Here is an 18,144-nt window from a genome sequence, read left to right on the forward strand (position 1 = left end):
GAAACCTTGATAACTGATTACCTTAGCTAAATGCCGATTTTTCATCATACCTTTAACATTCAAATCTTCTATGGCTACCCACTGCGGCTTGGTTCTCACCACAGTGGCAATAATTTTATTTTGATAGTCTGACTGAGTGTTGGTTAATTGTTGATACAAGCGTTGCACTTTCCGCTGAGTTTTGGCTAGGTTTAAATCAGTAGCAGATTTCCCTTCTTTCTGTTTTCTAGCTTCCAGTGCGTGATACTGACGGGACATTTTTCTTTGCAGTCGGCGCAGATGTCTTCTAATGCGTCTTACCCGACTACTTTTATTCTGATTAGGATACAAAATACCATCATTTAAAATGGCAAACTCTTTTAGGCCAAGGTCAATGCCAATCGGATCACCGGTCAGTTCTAACTTTGGTAGTTGAGTCTGTTCCACTAAACAAGTCAAGTAATACCGACCAGCCTTAAATTTGATTCGGCCTTGTTTGATAACGAAGTGTTCTGAGTCTGTAGGAATATAACCAAACTCTTTCAAACGTACCCAGCCAAGTTTTGGTAGTTTGATTCGGTGACGCTGACAAAGAATGATTTGCGTTTTGCTGTTTTTAACAAAGTAGTAACTGCCCTGACCGCGCTTAAACGAACGCCAATGCGGGAAACCGCTCAGTTTCTTAAAGAACCGTTTCACGGCTGCGTCAGCATCAATAAAGGCCTGCTTAACCGATTTGGCATATAAATCTTTGATCCATATGTCATCAGGATTAGCTTCAAAGTACTCATGGTTAAACCACTTACTGAACTCATAAGCGCCCATATAGTGATAACCGCACTCATAACGCTGCCGGTTGATATCCAAAAACAGGTTATAGGCCCAACGACTGCCGCCAATATGACAGTCAATCAGCCAGGCCTGTTTTTCTGTCGGCGTAATTTCGACTTTGCAGGTGAGTAACATCAGTTGTGCCGCCTTATCGAATTTAATCACCAAGGTGAGGTGTCCCTCATATTATACGGGATAAATTTATCCCCAAAAGTCTTTTAATGAAATTCCTATAAATCACTACTTATATGCTATCAGCTAATGTGGAAAATCTAACATTGTTATATCTTTACCAGACTTATCAGAATACGCAATAGTATAGAATCACCACTTTACAAAGACTTGTATCCTTTTACAGCAAAACAGTTACTGTTCACACCTCCTAACATTTCAACGCTTCCATTGTACCAAAAATGTAAACGTTTAACATCCTTTAGTTACGCTATTTTAAACTATGTTGATAGGCCTGTAAGATTGCAAGCCAATTACATGTCATTGTCAAGCTACCGTGCTATTATGTCCATGCATATAGAGATTGTTTGATTCACGAGAGAAAGGGTTGATTCCGATGACAAAATATCGTTTGAAGCATTCATTCAAAAATTTTCCCAGTCATTACTTTTACGTTGTCGCCTTAGTTTCAACGGGCCTCTTTTTTGGTCATAACGTCACCACTGTAAAAGCTGCTTCTCAAACAGCAATACCCACCGCTGGTACTACTAGTACAGCTGATCAACAAACTAACAGCACTGTCTTACGTTCATCTTCAACGGTTGCAGAAAACAATATAAAACAGAAAACTGTTGGTATTGATACGACTGATTCCAGTACGGAAAAATCTGCTGAGCTTGGTCAAACGGAAGAACCGACTACCGTAACCACGATTGAATCATCACCAACAGAATCCAGCGATCTTAACAATCCAAATATAAATGATGATTCTGGCCCATCAACAGGCACTTCAACCGCCGAGGTCACACTCACGCCACCTGACGGAATCATTCCAATAAGTGGCGGCCCCCAGAATCCACCAGATACTGGCTCCACAGCAATCACAACCGGTTCAACAGGAACTTCGCAAACTCCCACAATAACCGTTACTTTGGATCCGCAAAACACGACTCTAGTTACTGCGGACGCCTTGGGAGTTAAGCCCGTCGACAGTATTAAATTAAACGTCCCCGTTCCCACCGATGGTAAAGATGCAATTAAAGCTACCAACAAATATTTTTATAAACTAGGAGATGTTAATTTTCAACTGACTAACTCCCACGGCAGTCTGCGAGATGTCTCGATTACTCCAGGTACCTGGCAAGGCAGTGAATATGCAGCTGCAATTCCCACAAATGCCAAGGGAATTGACCCTAAAACAGGGTACAACTACATTGACGAATGGATGCCTGATCAAAATCTTCAAGATTTACTTTTTTTAGTCAAATATCCGAAAAAATACTCTTCATTTGATGATTTTAGGGATTTATTTTCGAAGTCGAATTTAAGCACATTAACTGATTTCACTGTGACTACTGCTCAACAGCAGACCAGTACAAACAACCTCACGCCCACACCCATTTATTATGCCCTACAGCAGACTCAAACTTTGGAAGGTCTTCAATATGCTAAGAAGTTAAGCACAATTAATTTCACGTTAAATTATAACGTTTCTGAAAAATTATATGGCGGTAATGTGCAAAGTAAATTATGGGACATTAGCGCTCTAGAAAAAATAACCAGTCTAAGAATGGTTCGCTTTTTGTACACCTCTATTCAAGACATTTCTGCATTAAAAACCTATTCGAAATTAACAGACATCGAACTAAGTTTTAATCAAATCAGTGACATCAGTGGCTTTAAAAGTAACTGGACGCATCTCACCAAAGGAAATCCACGTGGAAGTGCACGCTACAGCGGAATCAGCTTACCATTGCTAGTGCTTAAGCCAGGCACAACCAGTGTGGAAGTTAGCTACAACGTCAAGGGTACTGACGGCTCCCTACGCCATATGATTCCATCGGATGGCGCTGATATCAATTCTGACTATCCCGAAACATATGAAGCATTTAAAGCCAGTACAGCTGACGGGGTAAGCGAAGATAACCATACGATTGTCTTCTATAATCTACTGACACCGCCAGATGGTGATGTTGGTTGGCTCTCTGCCGGCCACACCTTTTACATGGATGGTGATGACGGCTCTGCTTTTGACGTTTGGGTATCAATTCCCTACATTATTAGTAACGATTATGGTACGGCAAATGTAAATTACGAGAATTTACTGCCGGATGGTCAGCAGGAAGCAATTGCGACTTCTACTCCTTTAAGCGGCGAAATTAATGCTTCTTATAATATTGCAACCGACCCCAGCACGACCTATCCGCTGGAATGGCTGATGTACAAATACGGTAGCAACTACATCGTCTTAAATGGTACCGGCAACTACTCCGATTACTTAGCAAACAACGGGCTGGCTCAAGCAGTCCCAGTTACCGGAACCTATAGCGCTGAACCCCAAAATTTGACGGTCCTGTTCGCACCTAGCCAGTTAACGGTTCAGCACGGTTATTACCAGTCTGACGGACAGTTCACTTCACTTGCACCAGAAACCCAGGTGGAACAGTCGCTAACCGCCGATTTATCCATTAAAGATCAAGTTACTGACATCCAAAACTTTCATTATATAGGCGCTGAAATTGTGGCAAATGATGGCACCGTGAAAACCATTGATTCAACGACGACAACTTTACCTTATTTATCAACTGATAACATTCTTCGCATCGTCTACGAGCCAAATCAAATTACCATTCCCGTTACTTATATTGATAACCTGAAGAACGTTCTCCGTGCGGCTTCAAACTACATCGGAACAGCTATCGACACGCTTTCATCATCAAGTACGGCCGCACAGTTGCCGATTCCAGACTATACTTTCGACCACTATGAAAAAAGCGACGGGACGCCAATTACCACTGCCGTTTCACTGACGGATCTGCGGGCTGGCTTAAAGCTGATTTATACGGGCAACACACTGCAAATTCCAGTGAATTACATTGATAACTTTGGCAACCCTCTCCAAACTTCGCAAATTCAAGGTGCAATCAATGCACCACTAGCAGACGACTTTACAACTAATCAGCAAATTGATATTCCAGACTATACCTTTGTCAAAATTGAGACAAACGATCACCAGCCGATTCCGGCAAAGGCTACCTATAATACAATTCGAGAAGGTATCCTCGTTGTTTACCAGGGCAATACAATTTCGGTGCCAGTCTATTTTAAAGATACCAATGGTACAAAGATTACGGATAGCGTGACTTTGAGCGCTCCTATCAATACTCAATTTACCCAAGTCACGTTAACTGGCTTGCCCCAGCTCCACTACTATGATTTTGTGGGAGCCCAAGATATGACGGGTAAAGTTCTACCATTGCCGGTGGTCTTAGCAACGATCCGTGATGGCGTTCAGCTGATTTATAGTGAAAAGTACCTTTCTACCACCATCCCCTATATCGATGGTTCTACCGGTCAGCCATTGTTCGGTTCCGCAAACGTTCAAGGTCAAGCTAGCGATAAGGTCACCAATGAGTCGCTCAACATTCCGGAAATACCGGGTTATAACTTCGACCGGTTTAGCGATAATGCCGGTAACCCACTATTGCTACCGATAACCATCGGTGAGATTGCGGACGGCGGCCTGCAAGTGATCTATCGGCCGATTCAAGTTACGGTTCCCGTTTACTACGTTGATACTTACGGTGAAACGATTGCGAATAACCATGAGGTTGCTGGAAATTATCTAGATTCATTTACAGCTGACAGTCTCACCAGCCTTCAGCAAACAATTCCGGGATACACCTTCTCAAGGGTTCAAGCTGCAAGCGGCGCTGCCGTCACATTGCCAAATATACTTGGCCAGCTTCAAAACGGCATTTATCTAGTTTACACGCTGAACAATATCAACATCACCCCACCAGCAACACCGGAAGTGACGCTGCCAGTTGAAAATCCCGGTGATAACAACCACGAGGTCGTTCCCCCGAAAGTAATTTATGCGATGAAACAGTTGAATCTGTACAGTGAAGTTAATTTTACCGCTGACAACATCATCATGACCTACGTAAAGAAACCACGAATCTACCGACCACGCTTTGTGGTAATTGGCACCGCCCGTGACAGTCAAAACCGGCTGCGCTACTTGGTTCGCGACATTAACACGAAAAGCGATACCTTTGGATTGGTCGGCTACGTGACTGCTAATACCGAATTTGTTCGAAGTGCGTACTACCACAGCGTGCCAACAACCATTACAGTCATTAGTCCGAGGGGAATCAACGGCTACGTAGCCGCGGATCTTACAGGTAAATTAACGCATTATCGTCAAGGAACCGTTCTAAAAGTTGCAAGTGTCATTCAGAACCGGACTGCCACCCGATTTGTACTCACCAATGGGCAAATCGTGACAGCTAGCAAACTTTTGGTTAAAATGGGTACCGTTCCACAGCCTAAACGTGCAACTAAAATTAGTGCCATGAACCGTTATAATGACCTCAATTTAACCACCCAGACAGCTCACTTCAAACAATCAGCATCCAAAACGTTTTCTATCTTAAGTTGGGACTACAGCAACGGGAACAACTACCACGTTAAATCACTGAAACGCTATCAGATCAAGGACGGATACATTACCGCTTATAGTAAACTCGTGAAAAGTGAATTTTAAAAATAGGAAGCTGCCACTACTGTTAAAAAGTAATGACAGCTTCCTATTTATATTGATTTCGTTCATACGTGTTAATTTTACTTACTTACTCATTCAGTTATTCAGTTCACCAGTGTACAGAAAAAAGGTCAGCTTGAACTGCTGGTCAAATTTAACCTGAAGTTTGCGCTCTTCCATTAATCCCATCAGCTTATAGAACTGATAATTACAAGCTGTGTCAGCAAACAGATAATAATGCGAAACGGGAACAATCTTCCAGTGATCGGCTACTGATGCTAGTAATTGTCGGCCGATACCAAGGTTTTGGTAGGCTGGATCCACTACCAGTAACACAACTTCCCCGGAATATTCACGCTGATTGAAATTGGTCAGTAACCGTTTATCAATCTCCCGATTCTTTTTTAGCAGCCTTAAACTTTGCCGGCCTTCATGACTGAATGACAGTGGTAACTGGGCTAAACCTAATCTCAAGAAATCACCGATTCGACCTTTTTTCAGGTACTTTGTTTCCGCTAAAATAACGCCAACTACCTCGTCATTCCATAACGCCACCTGCGTAAAATTCTGCCGAACTAAACAGGCCTTTAAAAAAACGTTGGCAAGCCGGTGATTTTCTCTAATGTCACGGTCGCCGCTAAAATCCCAAACCCGTTCAACAATTGTCACTAGTTTCGCAATATCACGCCTTTCTAACGGTCTCATTGTCAGCTTCCGAATCATTTTCTCCTCCTTAATAAGGCTTATTTAACTATCTTTTGCTGCCATTTTTTTGAAAAATACATCTGCTTCATGTGATAGTGCGGTGACTTTTGCTGCCGTTCTATAAATGGCCGCACAACTTGATCAATTGCTAACCAGCCACGCCAGCCCAAATGAATCGTATCTTGCATAAAGTAGTTCACATTCCCAGCTTGGGTTAAATCTAGAACGTTGTTAAAGCCCTGCCTGGTTAACTGCTGCTTAATCTTCCGGTTGGTCTGCTTGAGCATCCGCATTGATAACCCAGTATATTTAGCCCATTTTGCGTTGATTGGCGGCATAATAAATAACACATTAGTGTGGCTTTGGGCAAACTGGTTCAAAATCAATTCAAAATCAGCGTACTCGGGTGAACGCCGATAATCTAACTTCACCTGCTTGTTTTTCATTGCTTTGATACGCTTACCCTTTAATCGGCTTCTATAAAGATAGTTGTCAATCTGAAACGGATTCGATGTGGTACTCCTTCTACCAATTCGGCCTGCTAAATGATCCAAGCGATTAAACGCGTATCGTTTCGGCAGCTTCTTCTTGTCCTTCTTTAACCGGCTTAATTTATTTTGAATTCCTAAGCCAGCAAACAGTTTATCCTCACTATGGAGAGTTCTCAACCGCAATTGCAAATAAACCCGTTGCGCATGCGTGAGATGATGCCCATGAGCGACCGCTTCAATCGCTTGACCCATGATACTTGTGGCAGGTACCGCCTGCATTGTTAATAAACGTTTAGCGGCGTAACGATCCACAAAGTTATTGTGAGCCTTTAAGAGCCATTGGGCGGTAGCTAACGGTGAATAATAAATTGAAAAAGCAGCTTTTAACTGACCGACTTTGGTAAACCACTGGGGTGAAATAATAAAGACGGCCTTTTTATTTCTCAGCTGCTTGGTCATATCCTGCATCGCAAAATAATGTGTGAGTGATTGCGTACCGGCTTTCCCCAATAAGAATGGCTTATATGAACGGTGATATTTTTCAGCCAGCACACTGGGGTGCATTAAGTCCAGCCTTGCCAGCTCAGAAGAACCGAAGAATGGCACGTAACCGTGATCTAAAGCGTGAGTCTTCATTGACTCACCCTTAAAAACATTGGTCGAAAGTGAAATTGACGCCTTCTGCAATTCAACTGAACGGTATGCCGTATGCTTGTGCGGCAATATTAAGAGCAATAGGATGGCCGCAATCGCTACGATCACCGGTCCAACCGTTCCCCACAATGTCCGATGCTGCTTCATTGCAGGCTTTCCACCTTCGCAATAATTTTACTTGGCGTTTCCCATTCTTGACGGTTAAATTCAGAAATCGGAATCGACACCTGGCACTTTTCTTCCAGTTCCATCACTAACTGAACGGTTGCCATGGAATCTAATAACCCACTTTCAAACAGGTTGACATCCATTTTATCGCCTAAATTTGAACCCGTTAACTCTTCTAAAATTGACATGACATTTTTTTTTGTATCCATAGATTATTCCTCCATTTATTTGAACCAAAGTGTATTTAAGAACCCTGAAAAAATTAAGAAACTGAAACAAACCGTGTTGAATGTAATAAAAATACTAATGCTTTCAGTAACGGCATTATGCGAAATGAAATTCGGGTGGGCTTTTTTAAAGCGAAGCCAGTAATCATTTAAAATGATCGCCACGGCATGGAACAACCCGTAAGTGATGTAATACCACGTCACTCCATGCCAAAAACCCATCACTAAGAAGTTAACCAGATAAGCAACTTGCGATATCCTGATCCGGTTCTTGATCAACCTTTTTTTCATGACGTAGAACGTGAATCGCATAAACACAAAGTCCCGAAACCAAAACGATAATGACATGTGCCAGCGATTCCAGAACTCTTTGATATTATGCGCCGCAAACGGCGACCTGAAGTTTTCCGGTGTTTTGATACCCATAAAATGACTGATTCCTACAGCAAATAAACTGTAACCTGCAAAGTCAAAGAACAGATACATACTGTAAACGTACATGTATAAAATCAATGGCACTGACAAGCCAGTACCAAAGAAGGCGTGCCGGCACAGCATTGCTGCGTGCGCTACTTGGGGAAGCAACAACGTGCCAAACAGGTAGCCCAGCATATATTTATATACAAATCCCTTGAAGAGATGATGGATACCAGTCTCGACTAACCCCAGATAGGTCTCTCGGTCAGGGACCTGCTGCTCATCGGTTTGGAAACGTCTGAACCGGTCAATGGGGCCTGACGAAACGGTTGGGAAAAAGAGTAAGAACCGAAGATAATCACGGCTTCTGATCGTTTTAATCGTCCCATCACGCAACTCCATTAAGACTTGCACGGTTTTAAACGTTAAGTAGCTAATGCCTAAAAAGCCAAAGAAAGACAGCTGACTAATTGGCAAAACCGGTGCCAGTTTCACCGCCACCAACGGCACGATACTTAAACTAACCATAGTGACAAAAATACTGGTCTGATTACGGTGCTGTCGGTATCTTTGATAACCATAAACGAGTAACAGTTGGAAGAGAACGTAGCCTATCAGAGCAACACCCTGGTGCCACTTCTCCCCGCCAAAGGTCACTACCAGGAAAACGAAAGTCCAAGCGGCCTCGTATGCTTTAAACCGTTTGCCAAAATACAACCCAATCATTGCCGGCATCAACGTAGCAATCAGCAGGACAAAGTACACAGGGTTAGCGTACGGCTGAAGGTTAATCATGCGCGTTCACCGCCGTTATTAAGGCTTTAATGTCTACTTTACCGTTGGCACTTAGCGGTAATTTTTGATAATACTTAAACCGTTGCGGGATCATGTACGGCATGACCAGCTTGCTTAAAGCCTGCTTTACTCGGTGGGTAGCAGTAAGCTCGTCACCTGCTGACTGTTTTAAAACGACCGTGCCGATCAGCTGTTTGACCTTGCCCTGCTGATCGTATTTAGGGACCGCAACCCCCTGCTTAACAAACGGAATTTCCGATAGATAATGGTTGATCTCTTCTAATTCAATTCGATACCCATTTAATTTGATTTGGAAATCTGAACGGCCCGTATAAAACAGCAGTTTGCCTTCAAAATAGCCTAAATCGCCGCTTCGATAGACCCGAACACCGCTAATATCGAAAAAGGCAGCCTCCGTTTTAGCCTGATTATGCAAGTACCCCTTGGAAACGTTCGGTCCAGCAATCAGTAATTCACCCTTTTTGTTCCGATGCGACTTCACAAAAATCGTAGTCTCCGGTTTGACATACCCAATAGGTAATCGCGCGTACTTTGCTAAAATATCATCGGTGATCTCCACGCTGGTAACGGCTACTGTTGTTTCAGTTGGTCCGTATGTGTTGTAAATATGGGCCGCTGGGAAACGCTGTTTCAGCTTAGATGCTGTGGCGTGTGTTAATTCTTCGCCACAGAATAAGAAAGTGGCTAGTTGCGGATAATTTTGGGGATTGAAATTTTGATCCATTAAACAAATATCAATTAGTGATGGCGTTGAGATCCAAGTATCCAACGCTAATTTCGGCAACACAGAAAACAGCGACATAAAGTTGTCCGTGGTTTCTTTAGGGAGCACTTTTAAGGTCCCGCCGCTAGTGAGCGTCGGGTAAATTGCCATCACCGAAAGATCAAATGAGAATGACGGCTGTAACAGCACGTTCTTCTCTTCAAAATTGAAGTCGTATTTCATCCAGTTCACAAAACTGAGTAAATTACAATGGCTGATTTGAACCCCTTTGGGCTTACCAGTTGTCCCTGAGGTAAAGATAATGTAGAAGTTATCGTTTAAATGTAAGCTATCTTCTCCCTGCTTAATCGGAAAAGAATGATAAACCTCGTGCAGTTCAGTCAAGCTCAGTTGCGGAACAGCCGTTTCGATTGGTAATGGCTCAACGCAAATAATAAAACCGGGCTGAGCTGCTTCGATAATTGTTTGTAACCTTTGCTCGGAGGAATGCACGTCTACTGGAATATAAGCATGCCCGGCCTTAACTGCGCCGAGAAAGGCCACCAGCATATCGAAGGTTTGACCGCCATAGACCATTATTGGCACATCGTGATTTAAATCTAACCGCTGAATCGCACTCGCGACACGGCTAGACCAATCGGCCAGTTCCTGATAAGTGTTTGTTTGGCCTAAGTGATCAAACGCAATCCGATTCGGGTGTGCCTGCGCCTCTTGGTCAATTTGCTTTAAAATATTATCAATCATATTGAACTCCTCACCAACTAAAATTCGTTATAAATAAAGTGGGTGCTGCTAACACCGCTGTAATCATAGAGGTAAACCAAAATCAGCAAAATGACGCTATATATCACTGTTTTTAAAATAAACTTCAGTCCGCCGGCGTGTTTAAGAAACCAGCTGCCTGATTCAAGGTGATTAACCCTCTCATTTTCACTATCAGTCATAAAAAGCCTCCTTTGATTACTTGAGTTCAGTTTACTCAAGGATCAAAGAAGGCTCTATCTATAAAAGAAGAGATTAAAATGAGAAATTCTCAAAATTGATTATTCTGGTCCAGCAACCTTTCTTGGCAAAGTCACTTCAAAAATGGTTCCACGCGGTGCATGATCCATGACGTTGATTGTACCGTGATTAACGTCTACTAACTGCTTCACAATCGACAAACCTAAGCCATTACCACCCGCTGTTTGACCGTTCTTGCCCCGGTAAAATCGGTCAAAAATATGGGCCTTTTGATCGGCTGGGATACCGTTACCTTCATCGATGACTGAAAGTGTGACTTCTTGACCAACCGCTTCCAGTTTAATTTCAATGACGGTATCGGAAGCAGAGTATTTGTGGGCATTATTCAATAAATTAATGATGATCTGCTCAACACTGTCAAAGTTAACCCACGCAACCACATTGCGCTGGACATGAGTCACTAATTGTTGAGGCAGGGCTGCAGCATACCTTTGAGAAATATCTTCAATTAGCTGACTCAGATCCACTGCTTCGGGTGACAATTCTAATTGGTTGGCGTGAGATAATTTCAGCAAGCTTTCAACCAGCCGCTGCATCCGTTCCGACTCTTGGTCAATAAATCCCAATGATGTGGGAATGATCTCAGGATGCTGTTCACCTCGACGTCGAATCAGTGAAATATGACCCCGAATCGTAGCAATCGGTGTTTTAAGCTCGTGGGACGCGTTCGACACAAATTGACGATCAGCACGTGCCCGGGCGTTAAGTGACTGCAATAACTGATTGAAACCCTGACTCAAATCGTGCACTTCTTGGGGTGTCTTCGGCACGGGTAACTGTGTTTGATACTGGTTGTAAATATCATCATTAATTATTTTAGTAGCCTTAGTTAGTTCAACTAAAGGTCGGTTCAGCTTACGGGCTAAAAGATAGATCAGCCAAGTCCCCAAAATCAGAAATCCCAAGACGATAAAAATAATCAACCTGAACAATAACCATAGCAAACCCGTAACACCGCTTAGCTTTGTCCAAACATCATACCGGACGTTTGGCGTCTGCGCTGAAGCTGACGCATCAGAAGCGCTGGCATGGTAATAAAGTCCCAGCTTGTTCGAATAAGCCACATTTTTTGTAATAACAGTAGTTTTCGACAACTGGTTTTGGCTAACAAACCGCTTAGCGTGCGGCGAATAGAGATAATGGGTCTTTTTGTCACTGGGCTGGACTTTGATCCTGACAAAGCTCTTTTTGGTATCCATGGGACTGCCTAACCGCCACCAATACCAGTCATTCCGATTAGCAATAAAGCTGCGTTCCAAACCACCGACGATACCTCGAGTTTGCTGCCGCTGAACTTGAAACTGACGAAAACCAACCACTGTCATGATTACCGCGCACAAAATGAGGGTGATTCCTAAGAGCAATGCCGCATAAACTTTCGTAATTCTGCCCGCACTGGTGTTGAGTAGTTTAAGCTTCATCCTCATTCTCCTTAAGACGATAGCCTACTCCTCGAACGGTTTGAATCAACTGACTGCCAGCTGGCTGTTTTAATTTATTCCGTAAATAGCGGACGTAAACATCAACAATATTAATTTGCCCTTCAAAACTGGTCCCCCAAACTAAATCTAATAAATCGTCTCGGGTTAAGACTTCTCCTTGATGCTGCATAAATGCGAGCAATAAGTCGAATTCTCTTTGCGTTAGTTGAATTTCATTGTCTGCGATAAACACCTGTCTGGTTTTAGTATCCAAAGAGAGGCTGCCTGCCCGGTACTTACGATCACTAATGTTTTTTTGAGTGGCATGTCTGAGAATAACCCGGATTCGGGCAAGTAGTTCCTCAGTTTCAAAGGGTTTGGTGATGTAATCATCCGCACCAGCGTCTAATCCCGATACTTTATCACCAACGTAGTCCCTTGCTGTCATCATCATAATTGGAACATCATAGTGCTTGCGAATCCGTCTAATGACGCCTAAGCCGTCGACTCCGGGCAGCATCCAGTCTAAGATGATCAGCGAAATATCGGTTGGCCGTTGGTTAAAAACCGCCAGAGCATCTTCTCCCGAACTCACTGCAATAACCTCGTAATCTTCAAAAACAAGTTCCGACCTGATGTATGACCTTAAGCCTTCCTCATCCTCTACCAGCAAGATTGTCACTTTCAATCTACCAACTCCTTTGTTTCTAAATAATTAGACCTAGACTCCCGCTGTTTTAACTGCAAACTGACTTCGATAAAGATCCGCATAAAACCCATCCTGGTTTAATAAGTCTTGGTGCGTTCCCTGTTCAATGATGGTGCCTTCATTCATCACTAAAATGAGATCCGCATCTTTGATGGTTGAAAGTCGGTGGGCAATTACAAAGCTAGTTCTGCCCTGCATCAGTTTATCCATTGCTTTTTGAATTTCAATCTCAGTTCTGGTATCAACGCTGGAAGTTGCTTCATCCAAAATCAAAATTTTGGGGTCCGCCAGAATCGTTCTGGCAATCGTCAATAGTTGTTTTTGACCAACGGAAACAGCAGTCTCATCACCGCTTAAAACCGTGTTGTAACCTTGTGACAAAGTATTGATAAAATGATCTACCCGCGCTGCTTTAGCGGCTGCTTTGATTTCTGACAAGGTGGCACCAGGTTTGCCATAAGCGATATTATCAGCAATGGTGCCATTAAATAACCAGGTCTCCTGCAGGACCATCCCAAATAGGCTATGCAATTCACTGCGCTTCATGGTTTTAATATCAACACCATCAATGGTAATTTGACCGCCCTGAAGCTCGTAAAACCGCATTAGTAAATTGATCAAGGTTGTTTTCCCAGCACCAGTTGGCCCTACAATGGCAATTTTGCTGCCAGCCTTTACTTCAAAATTAATATCTTTCATGAGAATCTGGTCGTCTTCATAACCGAAACGGACGTGTTTAAAGGCTACGTCCCCACTTACCGGACGAACTGACACTGGTGCCTTATCGTCTGCTTGTTCTTCCAGCGCGTCCTCTATTTCATACACCCGCTCTGCTGAAGCGACTGCTCCCTGCAAAGCGTTCATCGTATAAGCGAGCTCAGTCACTGGCTCTGATACTTGATTAACGTATTGAAAAACCGCTTGAATATCCCCAATGGTGATCCGGCCACCGATAACTAACAGCGCGCCACGAACGGCAATGACAACGTAACCCAGGGTACTCATGAACCGAATTAACGGATTAATGGCATACGTCACAAACTGCGCTTTAGTCGCAGCTTTTTGCAGACGCTCGTTTAATTCATCGTTAGCACGAATCACTTCAGGCTGTAAATTAAAGGCTTTGATGACTTGATCGCCGGTAAAAGCTTCTTCAATATTGGCGTTTAACTTGCCTAAAGCAGCTTGATTGGCAGCATAATAACCGTTCGTTTTACTTGAAACAATGGTTGCGGCCACGATGCTGACAATAATGGTGAGCAGCGCAATCAACGTTAAACTCGGACTGATCAGCAACATGAGTCCAAAAGCACCGATAATCATAATGATTGAGGTAAATGCTTGTTCAAGCGACTCCTGCAGAGTATCCGCGATCCGTTCTAAGTCATTAGTGACCCGGCTTAAAATATCACCCGTTTGATGATTATCGTAATATTTAAGCGGCAAACGGTTTAGTTTATCACTGATCCGTTTCCGCAGCATCAACGTTAACCGTTGGGCAACACTGGCTAAAATATGCTGTGAAAAATAACTAAATAGCGCACTCAACAAATAAGCAGCCAGCAATGCAAACACAATGGTTCCCAACGTTTTGCCATTGACTGAAAAATGAGCACCCGTTTTAGCGGCCCGTGAAATACCGGTAGCAATCTGGTCAATTCCCTGCCCCATGAGCATTGGACTAGCCAACGTGCACACGGTCGATAGCGTCAAACAGATGACTACGATCAGCAACTGCCATTTTTGCTTCAAAAGATCCTTAAGGAAACGGTGCGTCGTTGCTTTGATCTGACGTGGTTTTGAAATAATCGTTTCCATTAGGCGAGTTCCTCCTCACTGAATTGTGACCGGGCAATCTGCTGATAAACCTGACACGTCTGCATCAACTCGCTATGAGTCCCAATTCCCACGATGCGGCCTTCGTCCAACACAATGATCTGGTCAGCATCAATAATGGTACTGATTCGTTGAGCAATGATCAGCACAGCACTGTCGTGAACTTCAGCTTTCAATGCCGTCCGTAACTTGGCGTCGGTTTTGAAGTCCAGTGCGGAAAAGCTGTCATCAAAGACATAGATTTCAGGGTGTTTGATAATCGCCCGCGCAATCGCCAGCCGTTGCCGCTGCCCACCAGAAAAATTGGTACCGCCCTTATCCACTAACTGATCTAACCCTTTCGGATCTGATTGGATAAAGTCGTCGATCTGTGCCACAGTGGCAGCGTGGTGCATGTCTTCGACACTAGCTTCCGGATTACCATGTTTCAAATTCGAAGCAACCGTCCCGCTGAACAAGAATGCCTTTTGCGGCACAACACCCAGTTTGGCGCGCAAATCTGATAACTCGTAAGACTGCACGTCTTGACCATCAACGAGGATGCGTCCAGATTGAGCATCGTACAACCGCATGAGTAGATGAATAATGGTTGATTTACCAGCGCCAGTACTCCCAATGATGGCAGTGGTCTGGCCCTTCTTCAGGGTAAAATTAATATCCTGCAAAACCGGCTGTTCAGCGCCCTTATAGCTAAAGGTCACGTGGTCAAAACAAACTTCTGCTTGCTTATTGTCTGCCGAAGTCTGCGACTGGCTGGCTTGTTCCGTCAATTCCGGCTGAACGGAAAGAACAGCGTGAATCCGCTTCGCACAAGTTTGCGCCCGTGGAATAAACAAGAATACGGCCACACCCATCAGTAGGTACATTAGCGTCAGCACGGCATATTCGATCATCGCCATAATGTCGCCGATTGCCATGTTGCCGGATACAACTTGCTGGCCACCAAACCAGATGAACAATACCGTTAGCAGATTCATCATCAGCATCACCAAAGGCAGTAAAATTGCAAAGATTTTGTTGGCTTTAATGGCTGTTGATCCGTAAGCCTCAAACGTTTGGTTAGTTTTCTTAGTTTCAGCCTTAGTTTGGTTAAAAGCCCGAATGACTCGCACCCCGATGATGCGTTCACGCACCGTTTGGTTGATCTTATCGAGCTGTTTTTGCAGCCGTTCAAATAACGGCCCAATCTTCTTGGCGACTAACGCCATAGCTACCAGAATCACAATCATGAAACCCAGCAGCATGAAGGCTAACAGCCGGTCTTTTGAAAAAGCCAAAATCAGCCCAGCCACCGTCATAAAGGGTGCTGGCAACAGCATTTGGACGATAATGGAAAACGCCTGCTGAACTTGCGTGACGTCGTTGGTACTTCTAGTAATCAATGAAGCAGCACCAAACCGGTTGAAATCATTGGTGGAAAACGATTGTACCTGTCGAAACAATCGGCTCCGAATATCTTGCCCTAAGCGCGTCGCCACAGTGGTTGACAGGTAGGTTCCCCACACTGCTGCCACAGCAGCAATGAAGGCCACCACTAACATCATGCCGCCGGTCATCCAGACCACGTTCAGCTTACCTTTAATGATGCCGGAGTTAATAATGTCAGCTGTTAAGGTCGGTAAATATAGCGTCCCCAAAGTCTGCGCGAATAGCAGCATCAGCATGACCGTGATTCGCGTACGGTACGGTTTTAAAAACGTGATTAATTTGACCATCGGCATTCTCCTTATCGTGAAATATTCCTATTACTTATCAGCACCCAGCATCCGTTGCTGTTCTTCATCAAAGTGCGTGTTCATCACTTTGAACAGGTCGATAAACTGATCCAGCTTTTCAGAACTGAGACGGGAATAAGCGTGCTGTTCGATCTGGCGAGTGGTGCCGATTGCTTTTTCACAAAGTTCACGGCCAGCCTCAGTAAGATGAATCGCCTTACTTTTGCGAGAATCCGGTAGTAAATCTAAGGTAACCCAGCCCCGCTTGACCATGGTTGAGGTGGACGAGTTCACGGTCTGCTTTGAATAAGACCATTTCTGGCTCAAGTCAGATTGTGTGATCTCCTCTTCACTGCTGTAAATGATGTAAAAGATCCAGAAAATGTTGTCTGATAGATTAAAATGCTGTGCAATATTATGGTAAGTTTGATCAATTTCCCGCGAAAGCTGATTAATCGCGCCTATTTGCTCGTCTAAAGTCATGATTTCGTCTCCTATTTTATCCGTTTTCGGACTATTTTCTTTATTTTAGTCTGATTTCGTACTAAAATCAAGATATTCTTTTCTACCAAGTTGTGTTATCTTTACAGTTATGAAATTTGAGAGATATTAGGGGGAGCTTTATGACTTATAAAAAATTTACTGACAATATCGTTTTACGCCGAACAACCGTTTTAATGGCGTTGATCTTATTGCTTTGGCTGGTCCGCAGCGTCATGAGTACCATTTTGCTGACGTTTATCTTTTCGTTTTTGGTAATCAAGGCGATTCAATTTGTGAGACGCCATTTTTCAGTCAAACCAATCATCGTGGTGGCACCGATCTATATCTTGATTTTCGGGTTGATTGGTTACGGTATCATTCACTTTGTACCGGAAATCGCCAAGCAGTCGATTTCACTAGTTAAATCCGTTACGTCCTTCTACAACAGCAAATCCGTCGCCAGCAATACTGATATCAACTGGCTGATGACCAACCTTAAGCAGATGCACGTCTCCACCCAGATTGAATCAGGCGTCAGCGCCTTATTCACGTACGTCGGCAGCATCACTACCATGGGAATCACCTTCGTGTTGTCGCTGATTCTGAGTTTCTTTTATACCTCGGAATTTGACGATCTGAACGCTTTTGGCCGTAATTTCTTAACTTCACCGCTGGGCTGGCTGTTTAGCGACATTAAGTTTTTCGCCGAAAAGTTCATCAATACTTTTGGGGTCGTCATTGAAGCCCAAATCTTCATTGGCCTAGTCAACACCGCTATCACCAGTGTGACGCTGCTGTTCATGAAGATTCCAAACGTCCCAGGACTGGCAATCATGGTCTTCTTACTTTCCTTGATTCCGGTAGCGGGTGCATTGATCTCCGTTGTTCCGCTATCAATGGTTGCCTATACCGTTGGTGGCTGGCAAAGTGTGATCGCTATTATCATCATGATCATCTGCATCCACATGCTGGAAGCCTATGTGTTGAATCCTCGCTTTATGTCCAGTAAAACCCATCTGCCGGCTTTCTTTACCTTCATCGTGTTACTTGCCAGTGAGAAGTTATTTGGCACTTGGGGATTAATCGTCGGGTTGCCGATTTTCACCTTCTTCTTGGATATCCTGCAGATCAAGACGTTGACGAAAGATAAAACAAGTGATGATCAGGGTAAAACAGAAGTTACAACAACTCATTAAAACCGTTAAAGCCACAAAAAAAGCTTGCTACT

At 43.7% G+C, this 18,144-nt stretch carries 14 protein-coding genes; 2 read left to right on the forward strand and 12 right to left on the reverse strand.

The window, feature by feature from the left end; translation table 11 throughout:
* Nucleotides 1-975, reverse strand: a 975-nt coding sequence (locus tag JUE95_RS01765; protein ID WP_235995137.1) for an RNA-guided endonuclease InsQ/TnpB family protein, incomplete at its 3' end; no start/stop codon positions are given.
* 403 nt (nucleotides 976-1,378) lie between these two features.
* Between JUE95_RS01765 and JUE95_RS01770 the strand changes: the two genes are divergently transcribed.
* On the forward strand, nucleotides 1,379-5,530 hold the full coding sequence (locus tag JUE95_RS01770) for a DUF5776 domain-containing protein (RefSeq protein WP_203648761.1): 4,152 nt from the start codon (nucleotides 1,379-1,381) through the stop codon (nucleotides 5,528-5,530).
* Nucleotides 5,531-5,623: 93 nt separating this feature from the next.
* Here the strand turns inward: JUE95_RS01770 and JUE95_RS01775 are convergent, their stop codons facing one another.
* The 11 genes from JUE95_RS01775 to JUE95_RS01825 form a co-directional block, all read right to left on the reverse strand.
* Nucleotides 5,624-6,250 carry a GNAT family N-acetyltransferase gene (locus tag JUE95_RS01775; RefSeq protein WP_203648762.1) on the reverse strand — a complete coding sequence of 209 codons (627 nt, stop codon included), beginning with the start codon at nucleotides 6,248-6,250 and terminating at the stop codon, nucleotides 5,624-5,626.
* A 20-nt stretch (nucleotides 6,251-6,270) separates the two neighbouring features.
* Entirely contained in the window at nucleotides 6,271-7,524 is a 1,254-nt protein-coding gene (gene dltD, locus JUE95_RS01780) for a D-alanyl-lipoteichoic acid biosynthesis protein DltD (protein ID WP_203648763.1), read from the reverse strand.
* Complete coding sequence (gene dltC / locus JUE95_RS01785) at nucleotides 7,521-7,754, reverse strand: D-alanine--poly(phosphoribitol) ligase subunit DltC (RefSeq protein WP_203648765.1); 234 nt, start codon at nucleotides 7,752-7,754, stop codon at nucleotides 7,521-7,523. The genes dltD and dltC overlap by 4 nt, the downstream gene beginning before the upstream one ends.
* Before the next feature lie 15 nt (nucleotides 7,755-7,769).
* Complete coding sequence (dltB, locus tag JUE95_RS01790) at nucleotides 7,770-8,984, reverse strand: D-alanyl-lipoteichoic acid biosynthesis protein DltB (protein ID WP_203648767.1); 1,215 nt, start codon at nucleotides 8,982-8,984, stop codon at nucleotides 7,770-7,772.
* Nucleotides 8,977-10,473 carry a D-alanine--poly(phosphoribitol) ligase subunit DltA gene (gene dltA, locus JUE95_RS01795; RefSeq protein ID WP_203648768.1) on the reverse strand — a complete coding sequence of 499 codons (1,497 nt, stop codon included), beginning with the start codon at nucleotides 10,471-10,473 and terminating at the stop codon, nucleotides 8,977-8,979. The genes dltB and dltA overlap by 8 nt, the downstream gene beginning before the upstream one ends.
* Nucleotides 10,474-10,490: 17 nt before the next feature.
* Entirely contained in the window at nucleotides 10,491-10,673 is a 183-nt protein-coding gene (locus tag JUE95_RS01800; RefSeq protein WP_203648769.1) for a teichoic acid D-Ala incorporation-associated protein DltX, read from the reverse strand.
* Nucleotides 10,674-10,772: 99 nt separating this feature from the next.
* The gene (locus JUE95_RS01805; protein WP_203648770.1) at nucleotides 10,773-12,173 is read right to left on the reverse strand and encodes a HAMP domain-containing sensor histidine kinase; all 1,401 of its coding nucleotides are present in this window, start codon (nucleotides 12,171-12,173) and stop codon (nucleotides 10,773-10,775) included.
* Nucleotides 12,163-12,861: a response regulator transcription factor gene (locus JUE95_RS01810; protein ID WP_203648771.1), complete on the reverse strand. Its 699-nt coding sequence runs from the start codon at nucleotides 12,859-12,861 to the stop codon at nucleotides 12,163-12,165. The genes JUE95_RS01805 and JUE95_RS01810 overlap by 11 nt, the downstream gene beginning before the upstream one ends.
* A 33-nt stretch (nucleotides 12,862-12,894) precedes the next feature.
* Nucleotides 12,895-14,700, reverse strand: coding sequence for an ABC transporter ATP-binding protein (locus JUE95_RS01815; protein WP_203648772.1), 1,806 nt, complete (start codon nucleotides 14,698-14,700; stop codon nucleotides 12,895-12,897).
* Nucleotides 14,700-16,433 carry an ABC transporter ATP-binding protein gene (locus JUE95_RS01820; RefSeq protein ID WP_203648773.1) on the reverse strand — a complete coding sequence of 578 codons (1,734 nt, stop codon included), beginning with the start codon at nucleotides 16,431-16,433 and terminating at the stop codon, nucleotides 14,700-14,702. The genes JUE95_RS01815 and JUE95_RS01820 overlap by 1 nt, the downstream gene beginning before the upstream one ends.
* Nucleotides 16,434-16,463: 30 nt before the next feature.
* Nucleotides 16,464-16,916, reverse strand: a complete 453-nt coding sequence (locus JUE95_RS01825) for a MarR family winged helix-turn-helix transcriptional regulator (RefSeq protein ID WP_203648774.1) — start codon at nucleotides 16,914-16,916, stop codon at nucleotides 16,464-16,466.
* A gap of 140 nt (nucleotides 16,917-17,056) precedes the next feature.
* Between JUE95_RS01825 and JUE95_RS01830 the strand changes: the two genes are divergently transcribed.
* Nucleotides 17,057-18,112 (forward strand): AI-2E family transporter, encoded by a 1,056-nt coding sequence (locus tag JUE95_RS01830; RefSeq protein WP_203648776.1) that lies wholly within the window; start codon nucleotides 17,057-17,059, stop codon nucleotides 18,110-18,112.
* The last annotated feature ends 32 nt before the right edge of the window (nucleotides 18,113-18,144 follow it).

Source organism: Secundilactobacillus yichangensis, from assembly GCF_016861565.1.
Classification (GTDB): domain Bacteria; phylum Bacillota; class Bacilli; order Lactobacillales; family Lactobacillaceae; genus Secundilactobacillus; species Secundilactobacillus yichangensis.